The sequence below is a fragment of the Streptomyces sp. GbtcB6 genome, from assembly GCF_019091475.1.
GTDB lineage: Bacteria > Actinomycetota > Actinomycetes > Streptomycetales > Streptomycetaceae > Streptomyces > Streptomyces hyaluromycini.
Map to the genome: position 1 here is coordinate 146,783 of NZ_JAGXJL010000002.1, position 26,117 is coordinate 172,899.

Genomic DNA, 26,117 nt, shown 5'->3' on the forward strand with positions numbered 1-26,117 from the left:
GGTTCCCTTCGTCGTACGGGTGCGGGTGCTCTGCGGGGTTCATCAGGCGGACTTCCTGATCTCCAGGAGGTCCGGCACCGGGGAGAGGTCCTCCAGGAGCTGTCCGGTGGCTCCGCCGATCCGCTGCCGGGTGACGGTGTCGAGCTGCTCGACCGGGGTCCAGGTCGCGCCCTGGTGCTCGGCGTCCAGGAGTTGCTGCAGGCGGGCGATGTCCGCGTCGACGACCGGCAGCAGCCTGGGCGCCCGGGTGGTCAGCAGCGGCCGCAGTACGGTCAGCAGCTCGCGGGTGCCGGCGAGGTTGGCGTTCGCGGTGGCGAGGTTGGTGCCGCTGCCCTCGTCGGTGTCGGCGGTCAGCTCGAACTGGAGGGTGTTCTCCAGGATCTCGTGGGCGCGCAGCGGCAGGTCGCCCGGGTCGAAGTCCTGGGCGGGGAACGCCTTCTGGAGCCCGGCCGCCGCGTCGGCGAGCGCCTGGACCGGAGCCTTCAGCTGCCCGGCGGTCTGCGCGTGCCACAGCCCGTACTCGACCCGGTGGAACCCGGCGAAGTCCTGGTCGGCGACCCCGCCCGGGAGGCCGTCGGCGCGGCCGTTGATCTTCTTGTCGAAGTCCTCGAAGGTGCCGTAGGCGGCGCCGAGGGAGGAGTAGGTGAGGTGGGCGGTCAGCCAGTCGGTGCGGGCCTTGGCGAGGTGGTTGCCCGCGATGTCGGCGTCGAGCGTGCGGGTCTGCGCGACGAGGGTGGCCAGGCCCTGCTCGACGTACGCCTTGTACGCCTTCAGCGGTGCCGCGAGGTCGTTCTCGGAGACCGGTACGACCGCCTTGGTGCCGCCTCCGCCGCCGCTGACGGTGACCGACGCGGAGGTGACGGCCTTGCCGCTGGAGGGGACACAGCGCCAGGCGTAGGTGCCGCCGGCCACCGTGGCGACCAGATCACGGGTGGTGCCGGGGGCGAGGCCCTCGACCTCGCCGTAGACCGCGTTGGTGCCCGGGTCGATCAGGTACACCTCGGAGGTCTTGCTGCCGGTGTTCTGCATCTGGAAGGTCTGCCGGCCCGGCTTGGGCGCGGTGAAGCCCTTGCCGCACTCGGTCTCGGAGACGGCGACGGTCTGCCCGCCGGTCGGCTTGGGCCGGGATACGGCGACGACGAGCCCCGCGACCACGGCGGGGACGGCGACCACGGCGACCGGAACCACCCAGCCGGGACGCCGACGCACTCCCCCGGCAAGCTTCGGGCCGGGCTCCGGCCGGTCCGCGGCGGGGTCCGGCCGGTCGGCGGCGGGGGCCGGCGGCGTCTGCGGTTCGGGCTCTCCCGCGGCAAGCCGCGACGCCGAGCCGACGGCGGCAGGCTCAGGCCGTGACTCGGGCCGGTCCCCACCGGAATCCGGTACGGACCCGCCGGCAGCGGATTTCAATCCGGCCCCGCCCGCAACCGGCTCCGGCTCCGGCTCCGGCCGGTCCGCGGCGGCTGTCGGCTTGGTCCGTTCGGCGGCCCGCGTCGGCACACCGGCACGCACTCCGCGTACGAACAGGGTCATCACCACGGCCAGATAGCCGACGTACCCGATCACCTGCAGCCAGGTCATCGTCGGCGTGATGTTGAGGACGCCCTGGAGGAGGGTGCTGTACCAGGAGCCCGCGTCGATGTGGCTGCTGAGGTCGACGGCGTAGGCCGTGTTGCCCGGGAGGACGCCGCCCTCCTGGAGGTCGCGCAGTCCGTAGCCGAGGACGCCGGCCGCGATCACGATCAGGACGGCGCCCGTGTAGGTGAAGAACCTCGTGAGGTTGATCTTCAGCACGCGCCGGTACAGGCCCCAGCACAGACCGGCCGCCAGGACCAGGCCGATCCCGGCGCCGGCCAGGGGGCCCGCGGACTCGCCGGCCGCCCGGGCGGTGGTCCACAGGAACAGCGCGGTCTCCAGGCCCTCACGGCCGACCGCGAGGAACGAGGTCAGGATCAGCACGCCCGAGCCCATGGCCAGGGCACCGGTGACCTTGTCCTTGATCTCGCCGGCGAGGCTGCGGGCCGAGCGGCGCATCCAGAAGACCATCGCGGTGACGAAGGCGACCGCGATCACGCTGAGGGTGCCGCCGAAGGCCTCCTGGGCGGTCGCGGAGAGGGAGGCGGCGGTGAAGGTGAGGACCGCGCCGAAGCTCATCGCCAGCGCGATCGCGGCCAGCACGCCCGTCCACACCTGCGACAGCCGGTTCTGGGCCCCGGCCCGCACCAGCGTGGCGACGAGGATCGAGACGATCAGCCCGGCCTCGAGACCTTCCCTCAGCCCGATCAGGAAACTAGGAAACGCGTCGTCCCACATCCGTCGCAGCCCTCCCCGGCAGGCCCGTCCCCGCCCTATGGCTCGAACTTAGTGAAGGCATGCCTTACTCCGCCGACCATGATGACTACACCCATGTAGTCAGTCGGTCATGAACTGGCAATGGTGCGGCAAAGTCCGTGATCGGACACGGACGCGCACGCCCGGGAACACCGATGGGACGCCGATCGTCTACATTCGGGTAGACCGTCTACATCTTCGTAGTCACCGGATCTTCACAGTCACCGGAAAGGGCCGTCGTCGGCGTCATGGAACGCAGGAGGACCGCGGAGTTCGCGGGGAGCGTCGCGTTCGGGGCCTGGGCGGCGTTCGCGGTGCTGGCCCTGGTCGTGACCGGCCGGCACGGCGCCCCGCTCGGCCTGGACCGCACGCTGCTGGCCTGGTCCCTCGCGCACCGGCCGGACGTGGCGGTGGCCGTGGCCCGGGGGGTCACCGCGACCGGCACCGGGGTCGTGCCGTACGCCCTGGTCGTGGCGGCCGGGCTGGTCGTGGGCCGCACCCGGCGGCAGCGGCTGGTCGCCGCGCTGCTCGGCGCGGCCTGCCTCGCCCTGGGCCAGGCCGCCCGGAGCGCCCTGATGGAGCTGATCGGCCGGGCCCGGCCGCCGCAGGCCGACTGGCAGACGTCCGCCTCCGGCTGGTCGTTCCCCTCCGGCCACAGCACCACGGCCGCGCTGGCCGCCGGCCTCCTGATCCTCGCGATCCGGTCGAGGGCCCCGCACGGCCGTACGCCGTGGTGCGTGGCCGTCGCCTGCTGGGGGCTCGCCGTCGGGGCCACCCGGGTGTTCCTCGGCGTGCACTGGTGCACCGACGTGATCGGCGGCTGGCTGTTCGCGGTCGGGTGGCTCGGGGTCTGGGCGTGCGTGGCGGCCCGGTGGGTTCCGGATGCGGGGGCGCCCGACGGCGTGCCGGAGAGACCGGTGACCACGCCGTGAGTCAGGACGTGGCGCCGGGTCCGTCCGGGCGGGTGCGGCGCTGGTCGACCATCTCCCGGGTCAGGTCCGCCGTCTCGGGCTCCGGCAGCCGTTCGAAGCCGTCGTCGGTGATGACCGAGACCAGCGGGAAGATACGGCGGTTGAGGTCGGGGCCGCCGGTCGCCGAGTCGTCGTCGGCCGCGTCGTAGAGCGCCTGAAGTGCGGCCAGGGCGGCCTCGCGGCGGGTGAGGCCGGGGCGGTACAGCTTCTTCAGGGCGCCTCCGGCGTACGGCGAGCCGCTGCCCTCGGCGTGGAACGCGCGCTTCTCGTAGAGGCCGCCGGCGACGTCGAAGCTGAAGATGCGGCCGCGTTCCCCCTCCGGCGCCTTGGGGTCGTAACCGGCGAGCAGGGGGACGACGGCGAGCCCCTGCATGGCCTGGCCGAGGTTCTCGCGAATCATCGCGGCGAGCCGGCGGGCCTTGCCGTCGAGGGTCATGGGGATGCCCTCGATCTTCTCGAAGTGGGTCAGTTCGACCTGGTAGAGCTTGACCATGTCGAGGGCGAGCCCGACCGTACCGGCGAAGGCGACCGCCGTGTGGTCGTCCGCGGGGTGCACCTTCTCCAGGTCGCGCTGGGCGATGAGGTTGCCCATGGTGGCCCGGCGGTCGCCGGCGATCAGCACGCCGTCGCGGTAGGCGAGGGCGAGGACGGTGGTGCCGTGCGGGAAGGCGTCGGGCGCCGCGACCGTGCCCGGGGGCAGGGGGCTGCGGGTGGGCAGCAGGTCGGGTCGGTGGGCGGCGAGGAACCGGGCGAAGGACGAGGTCCCCGGAGTGAAGAACTCCTCCCCCAGCCGGCCCCCGGTGTCGTTCTCTGGCATACCAGTCCCCCTCCTGTCGGCCGACGACACCGGACTCCTACCTGATGCGGGCCGCCGGGAAACGCCCGCCCGGTCACAGCGCCCGGCGCCGGATCAGCAACCCGAGCACCAGCAGGCCCGGCAGCAGCGGAAGCCACACGGTCAGCAGCCGGTAGCCGAGCACGGCGGAGGCGGCCGCGGCGGCCGGGGTTCCGGAGGCGGTGAGGGCGAGCGCGAGGGCCGCATCGAGTGAGCCGAGTCCGCCCGGGGTGGGCAGCAGCGCCGCGGCGCCGCTGGCGGCGAGGTAGAGCAGCGCCACCCGGGCCGGGGACAACGGCAGTCCGACGGCCCGGGACACGGCGATGAGGACCAGCGCGTGCAGCCCGGCGAAGGCGAGCGAACCGCCCCACAGCGCGGCCGCGCGGACCGGACGGCCGTGCAGGGCCCGGATGTCGGCGGTCACGGCGGCCACCGCACCCCGGCAGCGGGGCCACATCCGGGCCCCGAGCAGGACGAGGACCACGACGACCGCCGCGGAGACGGCGAGGAGTGCGGCCACGGACACGTGCGGGAGCCGCAGCAGCCCCGGGCAGGCGGGGGCGAGGACGGCGACGAGGGCCAGCCGTACCACCGCGCCGGCGGCCGCCTTGACCGCGAGTGCCGACGCGCCGCGGCCCGCCGGAAGTCCGCAGCGCATCAGGAACCGCAGGTTCACCGCGCCCGCGCCGAGCCCGGCGGGCAGCACGTGGTTGGCGGCCGAGGCGGCGAACTGCGCGGCGACCAGCCGCCCGCCGGGCAGCCGGCGCGCGACCGCGCCCTGCTGGGCGAGCGCCGAGGACGCCCAGGTGCCGACCGCCGCCGCGGCCGCCACCAGTAGCCACCCCTGGTCGGCGACGGCGAGCCGGACGGCCCCGTGCGCCACGGCCGGCCAGTGCCGCCGGACCAGCCAGCCCGCGCCGAGCAGCAGCACGAGGCAGACACCGCTCTGCCAGTAGAGTCCCCGGCGGCCCAGGACGGGCGTGGCGTTCACGTTCGGGACCATCGAGGCACCCACCCCTGTTCCCCTGCGGCGCGCAGGACCCTCCATGGGCTTGAGGGACAAACACTGACAAACTAACCGGACTTACCGGTGGAGGCAGCGCGGGTACGGCCATACGAACGGCGGCACTACGCGCTGTAAGGTTGAGCCATGGCTGGCACAGGGTCCCGCGGCAGGGCGGAGCGGCGCAGCGCCGGAGAGCTGGAGAGCGAGGTCCTGGCAGCCTTGTGGGCGACCGAACGCCCGCTGACCCCGGCCGAGATCCAGACCGAGATCGGCGGCGGGCTCGCGTACAACACGGTCCACACGATCCTGAAGCGGCTGTACGACAAAGGGCTCGTCCTGCGGGACGCCGACGGGCGGCGCGGCGCGTACCGGCCGGCGAAGAACGCGGCCGAGCTGACCGCCGAGGCCATGCACGAGGCCCTGGACCGGGGCCCGGACCCGATCGCCGCGCTCCAGCAGTTCGTGTCCGGGCTGAGCCCGGAGGAGGAGCGGGCGCTGCGGAACCTGTTCGCCGGAGGCGGCGCATGAGGTTCGACGTCTATACCCCGCTGCTGGTCTCCCTGCTGCTGCCCCTGGTCAGCCCGGTGATCGGCCGCCGGATGGCGCCCGCGCTGGCGGCACGCGTGCTGGCGTCCGCAGCCGTGCTCACCGCGGCCGCGGCCACCTGGTCTCTGATCCTCCTGACGACGGCCCTGCTGGGCGACGCCCCGCCGGTGATCCGGGAGGCCCATGAGGACGGCCGCCCGCTGGCCGACCCGGTGCCCGAGGTGATCGGCGTCGCCGCGTGCCTCGCGCTGGCCGTGGTGGTCTGGCGGGTGCAGCGGGCGGTGCGGGCCGAGCGGCGCACCCGGCGGGCGCTGCGGCGGCTGTGCGAGGGGCATCCGCGGGACACCGAGCTGGTGGTGGCCGCCTGCGAGGTGCCGCAGGCGTTCGCGATCCCGGGCCGGCCGGGCCGCATCCTGGTCACCTCGGCGATGCTGGGTGCGCTGGCACCGGCGGAGCGGCGGGTGCTGCTGGCCCACGAACGGGCCCATCTGCGGCACCGGCACGGCCGTCTGGTGACGGCGGTGACGCTCGCCGCGGCCGCCAACCCGCTGCTCGGCCCGGTCCGTTCCGCCGTGACCTTCCTGGTGGAGCGCTGGGCGGACGAGCAGGCGGCGACCGAGGTCGGGGACCGCGGCACCACCGCCCGGGCGCTGGCCCGGGCGGCGCTCAGCGCGGGCCGCGCCGCCCGCCCGGCCTGCGCCCTGAACTTCACGGACCGAGCGGTCACGCGCCGGATCGCGGCCCTCCAGACCACCCCGCCCCCACACCTCTGGCCGGCCGCGGCAGCCGTCCTCGCCCTGGGCGCACTGGCCGCACTCTTCTCGGCGGACGCGACGAGCGACCTGGTGGCCCTGCTCTGGAACGTCCTCACTTAAGGCGCCCCTTTAAGGGCGCGGGGAACTGCGCGACCAGCCACAGTCAACCGGCACTTTGCAACGCATCCGGACCCCTACGGCGCAATCGGTCGTCCGCGCCACCGTCGTGGCTGATCGCGCAGTTCCCCGCGCCCCCAAAAAGCTATCGCTCAGGTCGGCCGATTCGGTGCCCGGTGCAGCGGCTGGCCCGGCGCCGGGCCCGGCCTCGCCGGTGGCACCGCCCGCACCGCCGGGCCGTCCGTGCCGACCGTGACCGGCTCTCCGTGGTGGTGCACGGTGAGCGGCGGGCCGTCGAGGAGGGTGTACGTGGCCTTGTCGGCGCCGATCTCCACCCGGAGCCTGCTGTCCCGCAGCTGCAGGCTGAAGGCCAGCCTCCGCAGCCGTTCCGGCAGCCGGGGGGCGAACCGGGCCCCGTCGTCGTAGTGGCGCAGCCCGCCGAAGCCGGCCACCAGCGCCATCCAGGTGCCGGCGAGCGAGGCGATGTGCAGTCCGTCGCGGGTGTTGTGCTCCAGGTCGTCGAGGTCCATCAGCGCGGCCTCCGCCGTGTAGGCGTGGGCGAGCGTCAGGTGCCCGGCCTGGGCGGCGACGACGGCCTGGCAGCAGGCGGACAGGGAGGAGTCGCGGACCGTCAGCGGCTCGTAGTAGGCGAAGTTGCGGGCGATGTGCTCCTCGTCGAAGTACGCCTCGCAGGTGTACATCGCCAGCACCAGGTCGGCCTGTTTGACGACCTGTTTGCGGTAGAGGTCGAAGTAGGGGAAGTTCAGCAGCAGCGGGTACTGCTCGGGGCGGGTGTTCTCGAAGTCCCAGTGCTGGTAGCGGGTGAACCCGGCGTGCTGTTCGTGGACGCCCAGCTCGTGGTTGTACGGGATGTGCACGGACTCGGCCGCGTCCCGCCAGGCGGCGCTCTCCTCCGCGTCGACACCGAGCTCCGCCGCCTGCCGCGGGTGGCGTTCGACGGCGTCGGCGGCGGCCAGCAGGTTCGCCCGGGCCATCAGGTTGGTGTACGTGTTGTCGTCGGCGACCGCGCTGTACTCGTCGGGGCCGGTGACGCCGTCGATGTGGAAGGCGCCGCGGCTGTCGTGGTGGCCGAGGGAGCGCCACAGCCGGGCGGTCTCCACGAGCAGTTCGACGCCGGTGTCCCGTTCGAAGTCGGTGTCGCCGGTGGCGGCGACATAGCGGACCACCGCGTCGGCGACGTCGGCGTTGACGTGGAAGGCGGCGGTGCCGGCCGGCCAGTAGGCGGAGCCCTCCGAGCCGGCGATCGTCCGCCAGGGGAACGCGGCCCCGTCCAGACCGAGCTGGGCGGCGCGTTCGCGGGCGGCGGGCAGGGTGTTGTGCCGCCAGCGCAGCGCCTCGGCGACGGCACCGGGGGCGGTGTGGGTGAGGACGGGCAGCACGAACATCTCGGTGTCCCAGAAGGCGTGCCCGTCGTACCCGGAGCCGGTGAGGCCCTTGGCGGGTATCGCCCGCTGTTCGGCGCGGGCCCCGGCCTGGAGCACGTGGAAGAGGGCGAAGCGGACGGCCTGCTGGACCTCCTCGTCGCCGTCCACCTCCACGTCGGCGCGGGACCAGAAGTCGTCCAGGTAGCCGCGCTGGTCGTCGGCGAGCCCCTGCCAGCCCTCGTGGGCGGCGGCCGCGAGCGCCGCGTCCACCTGGTCGGCCATGGCGGGCAGCGAGCGCACCCCGGACCAGCCGTGGGCGACGAACTTCTCCACCCGCAGCAGCTGGCCCGGCTCCAGCACGGAGGTGACGGTCAGCCGGGCCACGTCGACGCCGCTCTCGGCGCGGGCCGAGGTCCGCTCGGGGCCGGAGACCGTGTGGTCGGCGGCGACCGCGACCCGCAGGCCGCTGCGCCGGGTGCGGTGCACAAGGCGCAGCCGGTGCCCGGAGGCGAAGTTGTCCTCCTCTTCCAGCGCCGACTCCAGCGCCATCGCGGCGCGCGGATCGCCGTCGGACCCGGGCAGCTGCTCGTTGGCGACCAGCTCGGACTGGACCACGATCCGGCAGCGCCGGTCGACGGCTTCCACCTCGTAGGAGACGGCGGCGATCGCCCGCTGGGTCAGCGACACCAGCCGGGTCGAGCGCACCCGCACGGTGGAGCCGGCCGGCGAGGTCCACTCGCAGGTCCGCTCCAGGACGCCCCGGCGCAGGTCGAGGACCCGCTCATGGGCGACGAGCCGGCCGTAGCGCAGGTCGAAGGGCTCGTCGTCGACCAGCAGCCGCAGGATCTTGCCGTTGGTGATGTTGATGACGGTCTGCCCGGACTCGGGGTAGCCGTAGCCCGCCTCGGCGTACGGCAGCGGGTGCACCTCGTGCACGCCGTTGAGGTAGCTGCCCGGCAGGCCGTGCGGTTCGCCCTCGTCGAGGTTGCCGCGCCAGCCGACGTGCCCGTTGGAGAGCGCGAACACCGACTCGCTCTGCGCGAGCACGTCCAGTTTGAGCTCGGTCTCGCGAACGGCCCAGGGTTCCACGGCGTACGACCGGTGGGTGATCACTCCTTGCCTCCCAGCTCGGCGAGGTCCTTCACGACGGTGTCCGCGCCGTGCGCGTACAGGGCGTCGGTCTGTCCGACGCGGTCCACGCCGACGACGTATCCGAAGCGACCCGCGCGACCCGCGTCCATCCCGGCGAGGGCGTCCTCGAAGACCGCGGCGCGGGCTGGTTCGACCCCCAGGTCGTGGGCGGCGGCCAGGAAGGTGTCCGGGTGCGGCTTGCCGGGCAGCCGGCGCTCGGCCGCCACGACTCCGTCGATGCGGACGTCGAAGAAGTGCTCGGCGCCGATCGAGCGCAGCACGTCACGGCAGTTGGCGCTGGAGGAGACGATCGCCGTGCGCAGTCCGTGCGCGCGGACCGCCTCCAGGTAGCGCAGGGTGCCGTCGTAGGCCTCGACCCCCTGGGTGCGGATCTTCTCCAGCAGCAGTTCGTTCTTGCGGTTGCCGAGGCCGTGTACGGTCGGGGCGTCCGGTGGGTCGTCCGGGGTGCCCTCGGGCAGGTGGATGCCCCGGGAGTCGAGGAAGGAACGGACCCCGTCGGCACGGGGGCGGCCGTCGACGTACTCGTCGTAGTCGGCGACCGCGTCGAAGGTCCGCTGTCCGTCGTGGTCGCGCAGGAAGGCGTCGAAGGTCTCCTTCCAGGCCGCCGCGTGCACGACGGCCGTCCTGGTGACGACCCCGTCGAGATCGAAGAGACAGGCCTGGATGGTGTCGGGCAGACCGAGTTCAGTCATGTCCGGCATCTTCCCCACCGGACGGCTTCGAGGGGGTGGCGCCCGCCACATTCCGGGCCCGGTGTCACACTTTTTGCGTGCCGCTGACTTTCGACGACCTTCTCGACCGCGCCCGTTCACTCGCCGGACGGGCTCCGCGCGCGATCCTCGGCATCGCGGGCAGCCCCGGTGCCGGCAAGACGACCCTGGCCGAACATCTGGTGCGGGAGCTGAACGGCGCCGGTGAGCCGTGGGTCGCGCATGTGCCGATGGACGGCTTCCACCTGGCCGACGTCGAGCTGGACCGCCTCGGCCTGCGGGACCGCAAGGGGGCGCCCGCGACCTTCGACGCGGCCGGGTACGCGGCGCTGCTGCGGCGGCTGCGCGAGGAGACGGACGTCGTGGTGTACGCGCCGGGCTTCGAGCGGGTCCTCGAGCAGCCGCTCGCGGGCGTGATCCCCGTCCTGCCGACGGCCCGGCTGGTGGTGACGGAGGGCAACTACCTGCTGCTGACGGACGGTTCGTGGGCGCGGGTGCGGCCGACGCTGGACGCGGTGTGGTTCTGCGAGATCGACGAGGCGGAGCGGGTACGGCGGCTGGTCGCCCGGCACGAGGAGTTCGGCAAGGGCCACGACCAGGCGGTGGCCTGGGTGGCGGGCACCGACCAGCGCAACGCCGACCTGGTCGCCGCCACCCGGGACCGGGCGGACCTGGTGGTCCCGGAGACGGCGCTGCCCGCGCCGTACGACGCGGGCAGCTGTGAAGCGCCCTGAAGGGGCGCGGGGAACTGCGCAACCAGCCACGACGGCGCCGCAGTCGACAGACGGCATATCGCGGCAGTGCCAGCGGAGCGCTCAGCAGGCGGCTAGGGCGAGTTCGGGGTCGCCGTGGGCGTCCTCGGCCCCGATGGCGGCCGTGAACGCCTCGGTGTGCACGGTCAGGTCGCCCTCGAACGACGGCGTGAAGTCACCGCCGGGCCCGTACCGCACGGCGAACACGTGCAGGTGCTCCGGTGCGCCCGGCGCCGGTTCGGCCTCGTACGCCGTCGAGGTGACCAGGTGGCGCCAGCCCTCGTCCGGGTTGCCGAAGCCGCGCGGGTCGGCGGCGAGGGCGAACGCGGCCTGTTCCTGAGTGAGTTCGGCGCGCGCGTCGAAGTGGTCCACGCCCTGCGGGGTGGGGTGCGTGAGGCGCAGGGCACCCGCCGAGGCGACCTCGCCCTCGGCGACCCGGCGCACCCTCTCGCCGTCGTCCGCCGCGTACGGCAGCCCGGCCAGCAGGTACGGCGTCCCGTCGAGGCGCTCCACGGCCACCGTCACCCACAGCCGGGTGCCGTCCGTGACGTAGAGCGAGCTCACATGGCGCAGCACCTGGTCGCGGCCCACGACCGGCTTGCTGACCAGCTTGGCGGTCAGGCCGTCGGCGGTCATGTCCCGGACCCGGACCTCGCCCATCGGCCGGCAGTACAGGAAGCCGTCCAGGGCCGGTCCGAAGCCGTGCTGCCGGTTCACCGCCGCCGGCAGGTAGTAGGTGCCGGCGGCCTCGATCAAGGACGGGGTCATCCGGTGGTCGAAGGCCACCGACACGGATCCCGCCCGGAGTTGGTGGCGGGCCGGGGCCGTCGACGGGTCGCGGTGCCAGGGGGTGGTGTCCTGGATCTGCCAGACCAGCATCCAGGCGAAGTGCCCGTCGACCCCGCCGTCCGGCTTGGCCGCGTACCGGGCCCAGCGGCTGTCGCCCCGGTAGCGGCCCAGGTCGGAGCCGATACGGGCGCCGAAGTAGCGCAGGCCGAGGACCGACTCGAAGGCCGAGTGCTGTTCGCTGTAGCGCGGTCCGCCGTTGTCGAAGCCGCCGCCCGCGAGCCGGGCGTCGATGTAGCGGGCGAGCGCGTCGCCGTCCTCGGCGAAGACCTCTTCGCCGCTGACCCGGTGGGCCTGGGCGAGGAAGGACAGGGAGATCGGGCCGTAGTTGTTGTCGTAGGCGCCGCCGTGCTCGGGGGGCAGCAGGGCACCCCGGTCCGCGACCCGGTGGGCGCGGATCTCGTCGGCGTACAGCCGCAGCGCCAGTGCGCGCACCGGCTCGCCCTCGGCGTCCGGCAGGTGGCCCGCCAGCATCAGCCCGCCCACCACGCAGCCGATGGCCTGGTTGCCGGCCTCCTGCGGGTTGAAGAAGGTCGCCTCGGTGAGCCAGCGCCAGTAGCCCCAGGCCACCTCCAGCAGTTCGGCGCACTGTTCGTCGTCGACCAGGCCGTCGGCCGTGCCGAGGATGTTGACCGCCTGGAGCAGCGCCCACACCGTGCTCGGCCAGTCGCCGATGGGGTGCGCACCCGGCACCAGCACGTAACGGGCGTACGGGAACCCGGAGTTGCGGATCCTCAGGTTCGGGTAGCCGGGGTTGTCCTCGGTGTAGACCCGCTCGCGCAGATGGAAGGCGAGGCTGCGGCGCACCGCCTCCGGCAGCCGCGGGTCCTTGCCGCGCTGCCAGGCGAAGGCCAGCAGCGAGGTGATGCCGAGCGAGGTGTCGCCGATGTCGTCCACACAGTCGGGGTGTTCGAGATTGCCCTCGGGCGTGAGCCGGGCCAGGGCCTGCTCGACGACGTCGGCGAGGACGGTGTCGTACGCCTCCTGGGTGTCCGGGAGGTCGTGCAGCGGGCGGCGCTGGTGGAGGAGGTGCACGGGTGGATCAGCCCTTCATGCCGGAGGTGGCCATGGCGTGGTTCGTCGGGTTCAGACGACAGACGGGGGACGGCGGGCGCGCAGTGCGACGGTCAGTGTCTGAGGGCCGTGCCCACCGATGTAGACGCGGTTCCCGGTCGTGGCGTCGGTGCCGCCCACCACGGTGTGGTCCTGACCCGGGTCGTACCGTAGTACGTCGCCCGGGTCCGGCCCTGCAAGGGGTTCGCCTGCCTGGACGTCGGCCTCGACCCGGATCTCGTCGTCGCCCACCCGGTAGGTCATCGGCCCGGTCGTCAGGCACCAGCGTCCGTCGCCGATCGGTACGGCGCCCGCCGGCACGCCGCCCGGGCGGAAGGTCAGTTCGAGGGCCCAGGGCACCCGTGGTCCGCTGATGTCGATCCGCAGGTCGGCACCGTCTTCCCGCAGCTCCGCTTCGACGCTGGTCGTGTGGGAGACCTCGTCCCGGGGCCGGTCCGGGAAGGCCATCGCGGCCGAGAAGCGGCCCTCGTCCGCCATGCGGTAGGCGCCGTCGTCCCGTCGCCGGTCCGGCAGGAGCGGCTGGTAGTAGGCGGCCGTGAGGGTTTCGGTGAGCCGGTACCGGTTGTCGGCGAGCTGTTGCATGCCGGCGGCGCGGAACGGGCCCAGGTCGAAGAATCCCCGGGAGAGGCGGACCGCGTCGAGGACGGCGTCGCCGGCGAACAGGCGCAGGAAGGTGGGATTGCAGGCGAGGCCCGAGCGGATGCGCCGGTGCTCGGGCACGTCCGAGCCGCCGTACAGGACGCTGTGCGCGGTGGCGGAGGCACGTGAGGCGAGGCGCGCCGTGGTGATGTACCGGTCGCGGGGAAGGGGTTCCGGCGCCGGTGCCGGCAGCGCGCGGCACAGGTCGGGGGTGAGGAGGGTCTCGGCGAGCAGGCCGGGGTCGTCGATGCCGCCGGCGGCCGCCAGCCGCGCCGCCCGGCTGAAGTCGCGTCGGCCGGTGCGGATCGCGAGCAGCCGGTAGTGCGGCAGGTAGGGCGCCAGCGGGAACCGCCCGTTCTGGTCCTGCCGCCGCGAGTGGACGGTCTCCACCGTGCCGTCCGGTCTGATGAGGTCCAGGGTCGCGGTGAGGTTGCGTTCGACGGCGTCCCGCAGGTCGGTGCGGCCGAGGACGTCGGCCAGGAGCAGCAGCGACGGGTTGGACACGTGGGCCGCGTAGACGGCGCTGCGCTCCGAGTACAGGCCCTCCGCGTCGATGTCGACGCCCTCGGCGAGCCACGCGTCGATGCGGTCGACAAGCCGGCTGTCCGGGAACGACCGGTGCAGCCGGGCCAGCGCCGCGCACAGCTCCCAGCGGTGGTTCGGGGTGTGCACCCCGCCGGTCAGGAGAGCGCCGGAGGCGGCGCCGGCGATCTCGGCGAGCGCGACCGTGACGTCGCGCAGTTCCGGCCCCGCGCCCGCGGCGAGGACGTGCGTGTCGCACACGTCGTTGACGGTGAACGCGGAGTCCGGCGGTGACTGCACGTTGTCGCCGCCGGCGAAGAGGCCGGTGCTGGTCTGCGCGGCCCGGAGGGCGCCGAGGTGGGCCATCGTGGCGGCGACGGCCTGCCCGCTGCCGTGCAGTGTGGAGTCCGTGGAACGGTACGCCGCGACCAGAGTCTTCACCCGGCGCGCCAGGGCGCGGTGGGTCACCCCGGCGGGTTCCTCGTCGGGGTGAGCCGCCAGCGGGGCGGCCAGCCGGTCGGCTGCGCCGGCCGCCGCGCGGACGAACTCGTGGTCGAGCGGGGTGGGCACGGTCAGTCCTTCAGGCCTGCATTGATGTCGGCGCCCATGACGTAGCGCTGGAAGACCAGGAAGATGGCGATCAGCGGGATCATGGAGATGACCGATGCGCCGAGCAGGACCGACCAGTTGATGTTCTGCGCGCCGACGATGCTCTGGATGCCGATCTGCACGGTGAACTTGTTGGGGTCGTTCAGCATCAGCAGCGGCCAGATGTAGTCGTTCCACCGCCACTGGAAGGACAGGATGGCGAGGGTCAGCATGATGGGCCGGGAGAGCGGCACCATGATCCGCAGGAAGATCGACAGTTCGCGGGCGCCGTCGATGCGTGCGGCTTCCACAAGTTCGTCGGGGACCGTGATGAAGAACTGGCGGAACATGAAGCATCCGGTCGCGGTGAGGACGGCCGGGAGGATGATGCCGGCGAACGAGTTGTAGAGGCCGAGGTTGCGGACCACCAGGAACTCGGGGGCGAGCATGACCTCGCCCGGCAGCATCGTGGTGGCCAGGATGCAGATGAAGAACGCCTTGAGCCATCTGTTGTCGTACTTGGCCAGCGCGTACCCGGTGCAGCAGCTGACGCCCACCGTGAGGATCGTGGTGACCACGCACACGATGGTCGTGTTGATGAAGTACTGGGAGAAGTTGGCGCTGCGCCACGCCTGGGAGTAGCCCGACAGGGTGGGGTGGTGCGGAATCAGCGTCAGCGGATAGGAGAACAGGTCCCCGGCCGGTTTGAGTGAGCTGAGGATGAACCACAGCACCGGCAGCCCGTAGAGGCACGCCATGATCCACAGCAGCGTCGTCGCGGGTACCGCTCGCCGGAGCCCGCCGCTGCCCGCACCGCGGGACCGCTTTTTGGAAACGGCCCGTCCGGGACCGGCGTCGACCGGGCGTGGCGTGTCTGTGGTTGTCATCGGTTCTCCACCCGTCGGTTGACGATCAGCTGGATGATCGCGACGGCCATCAGGATGAGCATGAGCACGAACGACGCGGCGCTCGCGTAGCCGATCTGGCCCCGTTGGAAGCCGGTCTGATAGATGTACTGGACAAGCAGGTTGTTCGAGGTGCCGGGTCCGCCGTTGTTGAGGGAGACGAACACCGGGTATTCCTTCATCGCGTTGATCGTGTTGAGCAGGATCACGATGAACGAGGTGGGCGCGATGCTGGGCAGCGTGATGCTGATGAACTGGCGCCAGGGGCCGGCGCCGTCGAGCGAGGCCGCCTCGTAGTACGACACCGGTACGTTCTTGATCGCCGCGATGAACAGCAGCATCGAGAAGCCCGTCCAGGCCCAGGATGCCGCGAACACCACCACCACCAGCGACAGGTCCGCGTTCGACTGCCAAGGAACGGCGGACCCGCCGAGCTTCTCGATGACGTAGTTGACCAGTCCGAAGTTCTCGCCGAACAGCCACCGCCACAGGACACCCACGACGATGGGCGACAGCAGCCACGGGATGAAGAAGATGACACGGGCGACGGACGCGCCCTTGGCGTGCTTGCTCACCAGCAGGTTGGCGGCGAGCAGCGAGAGCGCGAAGTTCAGCGGCACGAAGAGGACGGTGTACAGCAGCGTCCGGGTCAGCGCGTCGTAGAAGGCGGAGTCCCCGAACAGGTTGTGGTAGTTGTCCAGTCCGATGAACTGGTACGCCCCCACACCCGTGTAGTTCGTGAAGGAGTAGACGAGCCCGATCACCGCCGGCCACGCGAAGAACAGCGCGAAGAGCACGACATTGGCCGCGATGAGGACGAGCGGCGCGAGGGTGTAGGTACTGCGTCTCCTGGGCTGCCTCACGGACACTGCCGCGGCACTTTTTGTCATCTTCCTGACTTCCGTGCTGGTGGATGGATTGCTGTGGGCTCACGCCGTGAGCCCGGCATCACGTGGGCGACCAGGCCCGGGAGGCGGTGTCTCGACCCCGCCTCCCGGGCCCTTGGACCTACGATCAGCCGCCGACCTGCTGGTTGTAGCCGTCAACGATGTTCTGGAGGGCCTTGTCGACCGTCTGCTGACCGTTGATCGCCTTGCCCAGCTCGGTCTTGGTCGGGTCGGTGGTGAGGCTCTTGCCCTTCAGCACCCAGCTCGTCTGCGCGCCGTTGAAGTAGCCCGAGATCGGGGCGTAGAGCGGGATCTCCTCGTTGTAGAGCGTGAACGCCGCCTGCGCCGCCGAGGAGGTGAAGGGGTACTTCGGGTTCAGACCGCTTTCGACGGGCAGGAACCCGGACGCCTCACACAGCGTGCGGTACTGGTCCGGCTCGTAGACCCAGGACAGGAACTTCTTCGCGGCGGTGGACGCGGCGCCGTTGTTGTTGAAGCCCACCATCATGCCGCCGCTGTTGACGTCACTGGCCTGCACCGGCTGGGCGGGAGTCGGAACGCTCGCCCAGTCGAACTTCTTGATGCTGTCCGCGAAGGAGGCGACCTGCCAGACGCCGGACCAGTAGGCGACCACGTCACCGCTCTGGAACATGGCCGACGGGTCGGCGCCGCTGGTCCACACCGACTTCGGCATGACCTTGTCGTCGTTCAGACCGACGAAGTACTTCACGGCCTTCGTGGTCGCCGCGTCCACCGAGAACTTGCCGGAGGAGTCCGCGTGGACGTAATTCCCGCCCATCTCGTACACCATGGCGCGCAGCCGGGACGGCGACTGGTCGAAGGTCAGGGAGTACTTGGCGCCGGTCTTCTCCCGGACCTTGTTCGCCGCCGCGATGAACTCGGTCCAGGTCCAGGTGTCCGAGGGCGAGGTCGGGACGGCGACACCGGCCTTCTTGAACAGCGACTTGTTGATGAACAGGCCGGACGCGGTGACGTCCGAGGGGATGGACAGCACCTTCCCGGACGAGTCCTTGGCGAGGAAGTTGGCGTTGATGTTGTAGCTCTTGTTGTTGGCGATGGAGCTGAGGTCGATCAGCTTGCTCGACCAGATCGGGTCAAGGGCCGGCACGTCGGCGACATCCGGCAGCGAGTTCGCCTGCGCGGCGTTGTGCAGCTTCGTCGGGTAGCCGTCGTAGGGGATGTTGACGAGCTTGACGCTGACGCCGGTTTCCTTCTTGTACTGCGCCACCAGCTTCTTCCAGCCCGCGTCCTGGCCCGGAACCGTGGAGATCCAGAACGTCAGCGACTTCGCGGTCCCGCCGGAGCCGGACCCCGACCCGCAGGCGGAGAGCAGCAGGGCTCCTGCCGAGGCCACGGCAGCGAGGGGAATCAGGCGGCGCATACCGCCGCGGCCGAGTCGGCTGGAGCGCCGCACACCCACAGTGGTCATCTTCGATCCCATTTCGTCGTACGGACGGAGCACGGCGCCGGCTGAGGCGGCACGGGTGCATTTTGAAGGAAAAGTCACTTTCCGGGGGGCGCGGCCTCGCCCGGCCGCATCGTCCACGCGGGGCGAGATCCCCGGCCGTCCTGGCCGTCACCGCACGGGCACGCCCTCGTACGGTTGCCGTACATCATGTACGGGCTGGGAGGCTCACCCCAAGCCGGCGTCCCGGCCGACTTAGAAAGCGCTTGTCCGGACATTGGCAGACCGATAAGGAAGCCGTCAATCCTTCACCTGCGCGCCTTCGGTCACGTTTTGGACTCCCTTGGCCACGGCGAGCCGGGCGGCACCCACCACGGTACCGAGATCGCCGATCTGGCTGCTGACCACCTCGGTGGGCCAGCTCAGCCGCCCCAGCTCGGTCCGCACCCCGGACAGGAGCTGCGGGTCCGCGCCGGTGCTGCCGCCCAGGACGATCAGCCCCGGGTCCAGTACGGCGGTCACGGCGGCGGCCAGCCTGCCGACGTCGGCGGCGTGCCGGGCGACGAGGGAACGGGCCGGTTCGCGGCCCTCGGCGGCCAGCGCGAACAGCCGCTCGGCGGTACGGGGGCACGGGCCGTCGGTTTCCCGCCAGGCCTCGGCGGCCCGGCGCAGCAGGGCCTGCGAGCCGACGTAGGCCTCCAGGGCCTCCTGACGGGGCTCCCGGTCGTCGTCCCAGGGGTAGGGCAGCCGGGCCAGCTCACCGGCCGCGCCGTTGGCGCCGCGCAGCACATGACCGCCGATGACGATGCCCAGACCGATACCGACGCCGATCCGCAGGTAGCCGAAGGTCCGGCGGCCCCGGGCGGCGCCCTCGTGGAGCTCGGCGAGGGCCGCGCAGTTGACGTTGTTCTCCAGGTGCACCGGAACCCCCGGCGGCAGGGCGACGGAGACCGCGTCGAAGACGGGCCCCGCCTTGGCGGTCGCCGGGCGCATGCCGGTGCCCGCCCGGTCGGTGGCGGTGACGTCACCGATGGCGACGACGATGGCCCGCAGCGGGGCGCCCGCCGGCAGCCCGGCCAGGGCCTCGCGGACGGCGTCGGCGGCACGGGTGCGGGGTGTGTCCGCCTCGGCGAGCAGAGTGCCGTCCAGGGCGCAGCCGCGCACCCGGGTACGGGCCGGGCCGAGGTCGACGGCGAGGACCGAGCCGGAGGCGGGCCCGAGGCCGTAGACGGCGGCGGAGCGGCCGGTGCCGCCGGACGCGGTACCGGAGTGGGTGGCCAGCCTGGCCCCCTCCAGCTCCGCGACGGCGGCGGAGACCGTCGGCTTGGACAGGCCGGCGAGGCTCGCGAGCTGCGGCCGGGTGGCGCTGCCGGCCTGGGCCAGCACGGCGAAGACCGCGCCGGCGCTCTCGGTGAGCCGGGGGGCTTCAGCCACGACGTGTTCCACAGTTCCCCCATGGGTCAGGGGCCGCGCTCCCCCGGGTGTCGGGAGATGCGGCGATGCGGTGCCCTTGTGCCGCGCGGTTGTGGCCTCGACAGCGTCCCGTTGATCGAGTCCGCGGCAACTCTTGACGCACTGTACTTCGTTAGTTAACTTCCTAACGAAGTACACGGTACTCGCCTGCCGTGCTCCGCAAGAAGCCCGTCCCGGGGCTTCCCGACTTGCTCAACTCCCGTTCGGCCAGGCACGGTTCGCCCGCCGTCGCAGTACAGTGCCAAGCTCTTCGGCGCTGTTCGCCCAGACGACGAAAGAGGATCCGTGCAGGACGCACCTTCTTCCCCGCTCGTGGTCGGTATCGACGTCGGCGGCACCAAGACCCAGCTCCGCGCCGTCGCCGGTGCGGAGCGGGTCGCCGACCACGTCCGTCCGAGCAGCGGCTGGCGGCCGCACGATCCGGCCGCCGCGGCCCGCTGGCTGACCGCACTGGTCCACGACGCCCTGCCCCCCGGCACCCGCCCGGCCGCCCTGGCCGTCGGCGGGCACGCCTGTGAGACCCCCCGCCAGTGCGCCGGCATCGCCGACGCGCTGCGGGGGCTTCTCGACATTCCCGTCCGGGTGGTGGGCGACGCGGAGCTCCTCGTCCCCGCCGCCGGCCTGGACAAGGGTGTCGGCCTGGTCGCCGGCACCGGCTCGGTGGCCGTCGGCCGGCAGCCCGACGGCAGCCCCGTGCAGGTGGGCGGCTGGGGCGCGGTCCTCGGCGACGAGGGCGGCGCCGCCGGACTCGTCCGGGAGGCCGCCCGCGCCGTCTGGGCCGCACACGACCGCGGCGAGGCTCCCGACGCCCTCGCGACCGGACTCGTCGCCGCCTTCGAGGTGGCCGAGGTACCCGCACTCGGCGCCGCCCTTGAGAGCGCCTCCGACGTCTCCGCCGAGTGGGGCCGGCATGCCCCGGTGCTCTTCGCCGCGGCCGACGCCGGCTCCCCTCTCGCCGCGGACGTGGTAGCCGAAGGCGGGCGCGCCCTCGCCGGCCTCGTGGCCCGGCTCGCCGCCCGCGGTCTCGCCGTGGACGACGTGGTGGTCGCGGGCGGCGCGCTCCTCTCCCCGCCGCGTCTGTCCGACGCCTGCACCGCCGCGCTCGCCGAGGCCGTACCCGGGGCGCGGCCACAGCCGTTGCGGCTCCCGCCGGTCGAGGGCGCGGTTGCGCTGGCACGTTCGATCCTGTGAGAAACGCGCCCGCAGCCCGTCCGGTCCCGTCTGCCCGGACCACGGGCCGTTCGAGGCTGCGAACGCGCAGGTCTCGGCCCGTTCTTCCTGTGAACCACCGGGCTGTCGTTCAACTCCGGTCCATGTTGCGGTCGTTGGACGATGGCCACCGGGACACGGGCCGGTCATAGAACTTCGCTCGTTCGACACTTTTCCCACGCGAACCCACACGCCCACGCACATCGGGCGCACCGGGCCTTCGTGTCAACTCCCCTCCGGCCGCCGCGCCGTAGAACTCAGAGAGGCACATCCATGCCGTCACCTGCCGGGCACCACCCCGCTTCTCCGGCCCGTGGACTCGCCGTCGGCCGACGGGGATTCCTGAAGACCTCGCTCGGCGCGTCGGCGGGTGTGCTGGCGGCCCCGACCTTCGCCACCTGGCTCGTGGCCGCCGACGCCAAGGCCGCGACGGCCCTCGCGTTCGTCGACGACTACAAGACCAACATCAGCACCAACCTCACCGCCGACACCAACGCGGTGGTCCGCATCCTCGGCGGCTTCGCGCAGATATGGAAGACCGGTTCCGCCTGGAACACCGGCACCGTCCTGCGCGCCGACATCCTGCGCGCGAACCTGCGTTACTGCGCCAAGATCACCAGAAAGCGCAGCGCCGCGGAGGCGAAGAAGGCCTTCCTCTACGACCGCCAGCACCAGAGCTACGCGATGATCGCCGGCCTCGGCCCGCTCGCCGACCTCTACAAGGCCGGTTCCCTCGCGGTCACCTCGATCACCAGCGCCCCCGACGGCACCCCGGCGACCACCATCAACGACGCGGTCCCGGCCGACGCCCCGGCCGGCTCGGCGCTCGGCGCGGGCTCCCACGACTCGGCGCTGGGCAAGGTGGCCACCCTGGTCGACACCCTGCGCGGCAACTACGCGTCCGGCAACCCGTCCAAGTACGCCTACCAGTACCCGCGTCCGTGGCGGATGAACGAGGACAGCGAGGTCGTCGACACCGGCACGACGGACGCCTACGGCTACCCGGTCTACGAGTCCGACGTGGTCGTCGCCCCGCAGCTGCTGCGCCAGCGCAGCACCTCCCCCACCGACGACGCCGGCTTCCCGTCCGGCCACACCAACGCCTTCCACCTGGCGGGCCTGGCCTACGCGTACGCGGTGCCGGAGCGCTTCCAGGAGCTGGTCGCCCGTACCCTGGAGCTGAGCGACACCCGCATCATCGCGGGCATGCACAACACGGTCGACGTGATCGGCGGCCGCATCATGGCCACCGCCCTGGCCGCCGCAACCCTCGCCGACCCGGCCAACGCCGACCTCAAGGCGGCCGCCCGCGCCCAGGCCCTCGCCTGGTTCGAGGCGCAGACCGGCAGCACCGCCGACACCCTGTACGCCTACGCCCACTCGGCCGACGCCGCCACCGACCCGTACGCCGACCGCGAGGCCAACGAACGCGCGGCCACGCCCCGGCTGACGTACATCCTGAAGCGGGAGGGCCGCGAGCTCCCGTTCACCGTGCCCAAGGGCGCCGAGGTGCTGCTGGAGACCCGCCAGCCGTACCTCACCGCCGACCAGCGCCGCGAGGTGCTGCGCACCACCGGCCTCCCCTCCGGGTACGTGCTGCTGGACGGCCCGGAGCAGTGGGGCCGCCTCAACCTGTTCGCCGCGGCGGACGGTTACGGCGCCTTCGACGCGGACGTCACGGTCACCCTGGACGCGGCGGCCGGCGGCTTCTCGGCGGCCGACAGCTGGCGCAACGACATCGACGGCCACGGCTCTCTGACCAAGAAAGGCACCGGCACCCTGACCCTGACCGGCGGCAACCGCTACCGGGGCGGCACCGTACTGGCCGCCGGCACCCTGGTCGCCGCCTCCGACGACGCGCTGGGCCGCGGTGACGTCCGGGTCTCGGCCGGCACCCTGCGGGTCACCGGGCAGCTGTTCGTGCGCGGGACGTACACACAGGACGCGGGCGCCCTGACGGTCACCCTCGCCAAGGGCCGCACGGCGCCGCTGACGGTGAAGCACCTGGCCGTCCTGGGCAGGGGCACCACCCTGTCCCTGAACCTCGACACCGAGCACCCGCCGGCCGCGGGCAGCATCCTCCCGGTCGTCGACGCGCCGCGGCTGCGCGGCCAGTTCGACAAGGTGGAGCTGAACTCCGCCACGCTGCGGGCCGTACCCGTGTACACGGCAGACGGTCTGTCGGTACGACTCGTGAAGCGGTGACGCGCCCGGTGGCGGGAGCGATGCGACAGTAGGGCCCATGGCTGATCGTGATCGCTCCCGTCACCGCGGGCCCGGTGTCCCCGCGGGGCGGAAGATGGCAAGCGAACAGCAGTCGGTCCTCGAACCCGACGTCCCCGACGTCCCCGACCTCCCTGCCGGCCCCGGGCCCCTTCCCCGGCCCGCCCCCGCGGCCCGGCTGACCGCCGCCCTGCGAGCCCGCCGCCGGTGGCTGGTGCCGGTCCTCGCGGTGCTGCTGCTCGCCCAGATGGCGGCGGCGATGGTGACCACCGCCGTCCAGCAGACACCCACCATCGACGAGCCGGTCTACGTGGCCACCGCCACCGACTACCTCCACGAGCACCGGCTGCGCTACAACACCGAGCACCCGCCGCTCGGCAAGCTCGTCATCATGGCCGGCATCGCCGTCGCAGACCCGCACTACGACCCGGCGTACCAGGGCGACCAGGGGCAGGTGGGCCGGCACCTGCTGTACTCGTCCGGCAACGACCCCTGGCGGGTGATGCTGTGGGCGCGGCTGCCGGTGATCGTGCTGACGCTGCTGTTCGGTCTGGTCGTCCTCGCCTTCGCCGGTGAAGTCCTCGGTACGGCCGCCGGGCTGCTGGCGCTCGCCCTGTACTGCTTCTCCCCGGACGTGATCGCGCACGGCTCGCTGGCCACCCTGGACGTGCCGTCGGCCGGGTTCGTGCTGACGTCGGCCTGGCTGGTGTGGCGGGCCCGGCGCCGGCCCCGGCTGTATCTGCCCCTGGCGGGGGCCGCGCTGGGGGCGGCGCTGGCGACGAAGATGAGCGCGCTGCCCGCCGTCCCGGTGCTCGTGGCGCTGGCGGTGGTGTCGGTGTGGGGCGCGCGCCCGGGCCGTGCGCTGCGCGCCCTCGCGGCCGCGGCCGTGGTGGCCCTGACCGCGGTCGCCGTCGTATGGCTCTCCTATCTGGCGGTCGATCCCCGGCTCCGTGCGCTGTCCGCCGAGCCCGTGCCGGCGGTGCCCGGACTGCGCGGCCTCCTGGCCGACCTGATGCCCTTCCCGCAGTCCTACCGGGACGGCATGCGGATGCAGTTCGCCCTGGAGGACTACCCCTGGCAGGGCTATCTGTTCGGGCACCTCTACACCGGCTCCCGCTGGTACTACCTGCCGGCCGCCCTGCTGGTGAAGACCCCGCTCGGCATGCTGGCGCTGTGGGCGGCCGGTGCCGTCGCGCTGGTGGCGGTACGGCGGTTGCGGCCCGCCGCGCCGTATCTGCTGCTGCCGCCTGCCGTGCTGCTCGCCTCGGCGATGACCGGGTCACGGGACTTCGGGACGCGGTACGCGGTCTTCATGCCGATGTTCCTGGCGGTGGGCGGGGCCTCGGTCCTGGTGGTGCGGCGGCGGTGGGCGCGGCCGGTGGGCGGGGCGCTGGTGCTGTTCGTCGCGGTGAGCTCGCTGCGCGCGTTCCCGTTCTATCTGCCGTACGCCAACGAGGCGTTCGGCGGTCCGGCGAAGACGCATCTGTGGCTGCACGACTCCAACGTGGACTGGGGGCAGGACCTGGGCCGGCTCGCCGACCGGCTGAAGGAGCGCTACCCGGGCGAGCGGATCTGGCTGGTCTACAAGGGCAGTGGCGTCCCGGAGTACTACGGCATCCACGCCGCCGACCCCCGCAAGGTGCCGCCCGGGAAGGTGCACGGGCTGCTGGTCGTCTCGGACTCGTCGGCCGCCAAGGCACGAGGCGCACTGGCCGAATTGATCGACACCAGCCGTCCGGTCGATGATGTCGGTCATTCGATCACCATCTATCGGCGGTGACCGTACGATCCACCTGATCCACCGGCGACGACCACCTCATCCGCCGCCGGTGAGCGCCGGAATCCCGGTGCTGTTTCCGCATCCTGAGCGTTCGGCCGCCGGGACGGTCCGGCGTACCGCACAACCCCTGGTCACCACGGTCCGTGAGCTATGTTGAGTCCTCGTGGGAGACAAAGGAGGCGCTTCGGTGCCATCGCCGCAGCAGGCACGTGCCCAGGCATCCGCGATCACCTCGGGCAAAACCGTGCCGGAGGCCGAGGCCGCGCCCACCTCCCAGCTCCGCGAACTCTTCGACGGCCCCCGGCTCTCCCCCGGCCAGCGCCGCATCGCCCAGTACCTGATCGACCACATCACCGAGGCCGCCTTCCTGTCGATCACCGACCTCGCCGAGCGGGTCGGGGTCAGCCAGCCGTCGGTGACCCGGTTCGCGGGCGCGGTCGGCTTCAGCGGTTACCCCGCCCTGCGTGAGCGGCTCCAGTCGATCGCGCTGCGCACCCTGGCGGGCGGTACGGGGGCCGCCACCGAGCACCGCAGCAACGAGCTCCAGGCCGCCGTCGACGCCGAGATCGAGAACCTGGAGAACCTGCGCCGGGACTTCGCCGACCCGGACCGGGTGATCTGGATCGGCCGCGAACTGTCCCAGTCGTCCCCGCTGACCGTGCTCGGCCTGCGCATCTCCGTCTCGCTGGCGGAGTACTTCGCCTACGCCGCCCGCCGTATCCACCCCGACGTACGGGTGGTGACCCGGGGCGGCAGCGTGGCCTACGACGCCCTGCTGCAGTCGCGCGAGGCGGGTGGCACCTGGGTGCTGGCGTTCGGCATGCCGCGGCACGCGCAGGAGACACTGACCGCGATCCGGGTGGCGCGCACCGCGGGGCTGCGGGTCGCGCTGGTGACCGACCTGGCGCTCGGTGCGCTGGCCGACGAGGCCGACGTCACCTTCAGCACCGGCATCGGGTCCCGCCTGGTCTTCGACACCTACGCGGCACCCGGCCTGATGGCCGCCGCTCTGCTCCAGGCCATGACCGACGCCGATCCCGCGCGCACCCAGGCGCGCCTGGAGGAGTACGAGCAGGTCGCCGAGGAGCACCAGTTCTTCCTCAAGGACTGACCCCCGGGATCCCGGTGTATCCGGCTTCCCTGCGGCCTCCCTCCGCATGACCTCGTAGGGGGAGTATTCACCGCATTTCGCGCATGAATGTTTTCATACGTCTTGCAAACCGGACGGCATATATAAATACTGCTCACGGATCACCCCCGGCCCACTCCGGGCACGTTCCGCACCCGAGGACGCACCGCTCGCACCCGCCCCGAGAAAGCCGACGGACCGCCCATGCGCACGCAGCACCACCAGCAGTGCCGGCGGCCGGCGCCCGGGGCCTCGCACGGACACCCCCAGCCGCCGTCTCCTACCCGCGTCGGCGCCGGGGATGTTCGAACGGGCATCGCCTGTGCGATTCGCCCGCGGCGGCTCCGGCCATCCCCTAGGCCGGAGCCGCCCAGACCCCCGTCGAGCACCCTCACGACGCCGCACACCGGGAAGCGATGATCATGACTCTGACGACGACCGCGCGCATCAGCCCCGACTGGCCCTGCCAGGTCAAGGCACCGGGCAGCTACGACTGGGAGCGCTCCGCCGCCAAGTGGCTGCGCGAACTGGTGCCGGCCCGCTACGCCAGCTACCCGGCGCTGATCCGGCACCCGGTGCTGCTGGCCCGGCACGCGCAGATCCAGGTCCAGCAAGAGGTCCGGGTGGCACGCACGGCGCTGCAGACGGCGCGCGCCGAACTGCCCCTGCTGGGCCTGCCGGAATCGGTCATCGAGCACACGATCAAGCTGTACGCGGCGGAGGTCCTGCAACTGCAGCACATCGCCCGCAGCGTCCGCGTGGTCACCGAGGCACTCGTCGGGCACAGCACCGGCCGCTGACCGTTTCGGTCCACGGTTGCCCGGATCCTCCACGGACCGGGTACGCGTGTGATCGGAGA

Annotated in this window: 20 protein-coding genes; 9 read left to right on the forward strand and 11 right to left on the reverse strand. The window is 72.4% G+C overall.

The genetic code is table 11. The annotated features are described in order from the left end of the window. Positions 1-42 precede the first annotated feature (42 nt). Positions 43-2,310: an iron uptake transporter permease EfeU gene (gene efeU, locus KVT45_RS03600; protein ID WP_217544989.1), complete on the reverse strand. Its 2,268-nt coding sequence runs from the start codon at positions 2,308-2,310 to the stop codon at positions 43-45. A 266-nt stretch (positions 2,311-2,576) separates the two neighbouring features. Here efeU and KVT45_RS03605 point away from each other — a divergent pair, with 266 nt between their 5' ends. Continuing rightward, positions 2,577-3,260, forward strand: a complete 684-nt coding sequence (locus KVT45_RS03605) for a phosphatase PAP2 family protein (RefSeq protein WP_217544990.1) — start codon at positions 2,577-2,579, stop codon at positions 3,258-3,260. Between the two features lies 1 nt (position 3,261). Here the strand turns inward: KVT45_RS03605 and prcB are convergent, their stop codons facing one another. Further along, positions 3,262-4,116: a proteasome subunit beta gene (gene prcB, locus KVT45_RS03610; protein ID WP_217544991.1), complete on the reverse strand. Its 855-nt coding sequence runs from the start codon at positions 4,114-4,116 to the stop codon at positions 3,262-3,264. Between the two features lie 73 nt (positions 4,117-4,189). Next, entirely contained in the window at positions 4,190-5,137 is a 948-nt protein-coding gene (locus KVT45_RS03615; protein ID WP_217544992.1) for a lysylphosphatidylglycerol synthase domain-containing protein, read from the reverse strand. A 147-nt stretch (positions 5,138-5,284) separates the two neighbouring features. On the opposite strand from KVT45_RS03615, the gene KVT45_RS03620 reads away from it, so the two are divergent. Both KVT45_RS03620 and KVT45_RS57600 read left to right on the forward strand, forming a co-directional pair. Next, the gene (locus KVT45_RS03620) at positions 5,285-5,668 is read left to right on the forward strand and encodes a BlaI/MecI/CopY family transcriptional regulator (RefSeq protein WP_217544993.1); all 384 of its coding nucleotides are present in this window, start codon (positions 5,285-5,287) and stop codon (positions 5,666-5,668) included. Continuing rightward, the gene (locus KVT45_RS57600) at positions 5,665-6,561 is read left to right on the forward strand and encodes a M56 family metallopeptidase (RefSeq protein WP_217544994.1); all 897 of its coding nucleotides are present in this window, start codon (positions 5,665-5,667) and stop codon (positions 6,559-6,561) included. Before KVT45_RS03620 ends, KVT45_RS57600 begins: the two co-directional genes overlap by 4 nt. 149 nt (positions 6,562-6,710) lie before the next feature. Here the strand turns inward: KVT45_RS57600 and KVT45_RS03630 are convergent, their stop codons facing one another. Beyond that, positions 6,711-9,056 carry a glycoside hydrolase family 65 protein gene (locus KVT45_RS03630; protein WP_217544995.1) on the reverse strand — a complete coding sequence of 782 codons (2,346 nt, stop codon included), beginning with the start codon at positions 9,054-9,056 and terminating at the stop codon, positions 6,711-6,713. Next, the gene (locus tag KVT45_RS03635; protein ID WP_217544996.1) at positions 9,053-9,787 is read right to left on the reverse strand and encodes an HAD family phosphatase; all 735 of its coding nucleotides are present in this window, start codon (positions 9,785-9,787) and stop codon (positions 9,053-9,055) included. Before KVT45_RS03635 ends, KVT45_RS03630 begins: the two co-directional genes overlap by 4 nt. A 77-nt stretch (positions 9,788-9,864) precedes the next feature. On the opposite strand from KVT45_RS03635, the gene KVT45_RS03640 reads away from it, so the two are divergent. Continuing rightward, the gene (locus KVT45_RS03640; RefSeq protein WP_217544997.1) at positions 9,865-10,539 is read left to right on the forward strand and encodes a nucleoside/nucleotide kinase family protein; all 675 of its coding nucleotides are present in this window, start codon (positions 9,865-9,867) and stop codon (positions 10,537-10,539) included. An 81-nt stretch (positions 10,540-10,620) separates the two neighbouring features. Here KVT45_RS03640 and KVT45_RS03645 read toward each other — a convergent pair whose 3' ends face one another. From KVT45_RS03645 to KVT45_RS03670, 6 genes are all read right to left on the reverse strand, one after another. Beyond that, positions 10,621-12,438: a hypothetical protein gene (locus tag KVT45_RS03645; protein WP_217544998.1), complete on the reverse strand. Its 1,818-nt coding sequence runs from the start codon at positions 12,436-12,438 to the stop codon at positions 10,621-10,623. A 51-nt stretch (positions 12,439-12,489) separates the two neighbouring features. Then, the gene (locus KVT45_RS03650) at positions 12,490-14,208 is read right to left on the reverse strand and encodes a hypothetical protein (RefSeq protein WP_217544999.1); all 1,719 of its coding nucleotides are present in this window, start codon (positions 14,206-14,208) and stop codon (positions 12,490-12,492) included. Positions 14,209-14,210: 2 nt separating this feature from the next. Then, positions 14,211-15,113, reverse strand: coding sequence for a carbohydrate ABC transporter permease (locus KVT45_RS03655; RefSeq protein WP_217545000.1), 903 nt, complete (start codon positions 15,111-15,113; stop codon positions 14,211-14,213). Then, entirely contained in the window at positions 15,110-16,021 is a 912-nt protein-coding gene (locus KVT45_RS03660; RefSeq protein ID WP_217545001.1) for a carbohydrate ABC transporter permease, read from the reverse strand. The genes KVT45_RS03655 and KVT45_RS03660 overlap by 4 nt, the downstream gene beginning before the upstream one ends. 124 nt (positions 16,022-16,145) lie before the next feature. Continuing rightward, positions 16,146-17,468: an ABC transporter substrate-binding protein gene (locus KVT45_RS03665; RefSeq protein WP_217545002.1), complete on the reverse strand. Its 1,323-nt coding sequence runs from the start codon at positions 17,466-17,468 to the stop codon at positions 16,146-16,148. A gap of 276 nt (positions 17,469-17,744) precedes the next feature. Continuing rightward, positions 17,745-18,878, reverse strand: a complete 1,134-nt coding sequence (locus KVT45_RS03670; protein ID WP_308310636.1) for an ROK family transcriptional regulator — start codon at positions 18,876-18,878, stop codon at positions 17,745-17,747. Positions 18,879-19,202: 324 nt separating this feature from the next. On the opposite strand from KVT45_RS03670, the gene KVT45_RS03675 reads away from it, so the two are divergent. From KVT45_RS03675 to KVT45_RS03695, 5 genes are all read left to right on the forward strand, one after another. Next, a complete protein-coding gene (locus KVT45_RS03675; RefSeq protein ID WP_217545004.1) occupies positions 19,203-20,108 on the forward strand; it encodes a BadF/BadG/BcrA/BcrD ATPase family protein in 906 nt (301 codons plus the stop codon). A gap of 291 nt (positions 20,109-20,399) precedes the next feature. Further along, the gene (locus KVT45_RS03680) at positions 20,400-22,331 is read left to right on the forward strand and encodes a phosphatase PAP2 family protein (RefSeq protein ID WP_217545005.1); all 1,932 of its coding nucleotides are present in this window, start codon (positions 20,400-20,402) and stop codon (positions 22,329-22,331) included. Positions 22,332-22,425: 94 nt separating this feature from the next. Continuing rightward, positions 22,426-24,129, forward strand: a complete 1,704-nt coding sequence (locus KVT45_RS03685; protein ID WP_217545006.1) for a phospholipid carrier-dependent glycosyltransferase — start codon at positions 22,426-22,428, stop codon at positions 24,127-24,129. A gap of 187 nt (positions 24,130-24,316) precedes the next feature. Then, the gene (locus KVT45_RS03690) at positions 24,317-25,240 is read left to right on the forward strand and encodes a MurR/RpiR family transcriptional regulator (RefSeq protein ID WP_217545007.1); all 924 of its coding nucleotides are present in this window, start codon (positions 24,317-24,319) and stop codon (positions 25,238-25,240) included. A gap of 434 nt (positions 25,241-25,674) precedes the next feature. After that, a complete protein-coding gene (locus KVT45_RS03695; protein WP_217545008.1) occupies positions 25,675-26,058 on the forward strand; it encodes a hypothetical protein in 384 nt (127 codons plus the stop codon). The last annotated feature ends 59 nt before the right edge of the window (positions 26,059-26,117 follow it).

Excerpts from the sequence above, each read along its gene's own strand:
- KVT45_RS03695 (WP_217545008.1), top strand. The coding sequence starts at position 25,675 with ATGATCATGACTCTGACGACGACCGCGCGCATCAGCCCCGACTGGCCC.
- KVT45_RS03685 (WP_217545006.1), top strand. The coding sequence starts at position 22,426 with ATGGCAAGCGAACAGCAGTCGGTCCTCGAACCCGACGTCCCCGACGTC.
- KVT45_RS57600 (WP_217544994.1), top strand. The coding sequence starts at position 5,665 with ATGAGGTTCGACGTCTATACCCCGCTGCTGGTCTCCCTGCTGCTGCCC.
- KVT45_RS03655 (WP_217545000.1), bottom strand. The coding sequence starts at position 15,113 with ATGACAACCACAGACACGCCACGCCCGGTCGACGCCGGTCCCGGACGG.
- KVT45_RS03605 (WP_217544990.1), top strand. The coding sequence starts at position 2,577 with ATGGAACGCAGGAGGACCGCGGAGTTCGCGGGGAGCGTCGCGTTCGGG.
- prcB (WP_217544991.1), bottom strand. The coding sequence starts at position 4,116 with ATGCCAGAGAACGACACCGGGGGCCGGCTGGGGGAGGAGTTCTTCACT.
- KVT45_RS03635 (WP_217544996.1), bottom strand. The coding sequence starts at position 9,787 with ATGACTGAACTCGGTCTGCCCGACACCATCCAGGCCTGTCTCTTCGAT.
- KVT45_RS03665 (WP_217545002.1), bottom strand. The coding sequence starts at position 17,468 with ATGACCACTGTGGGTGTGCGGCGCTCCAGCCGACTCGGCCGCGGCGGT.
- efeU (WP_217544989.1), bottom strand. The coding sequence starts at position 2,310 with ATGTGGGACGACGCGTTTCCTAGTTTCCTGATCGGGCTGAGGGAAGGT.
- KVT45_RS03660 (WP_217545001.1), bottom strand. The coding sequence starts at position 16,021 with ATGACAAAAAGTGCCGCGGCAGTGTCCGTGAGGCAGCCCAGGAGACGC.
- KVT45_RS03680 (WP_217545005.1), top strand. The coding sequence starts at position 20,400 with ATGCCGTCACCTGCCGGGCACCACCCCGCTTCTCCGGCCCGTGGACTC.
- KVT45_RS03620 (WP_217544993.1), top strand. The coding sequence starts at position 5,285 with ATGGCTGGCACAGGGTCCCGCGGCAGGGCGGAGCGGCGCAGCGCCGGA.
- KVT45_RS03615 (WP_217544992.1), bottom strand. The coding sequence starts at position 5,137 with ATGGTCCCGAACGTGAACGCCACGCCCGTCCTGGGCCGCCGGGGACTC.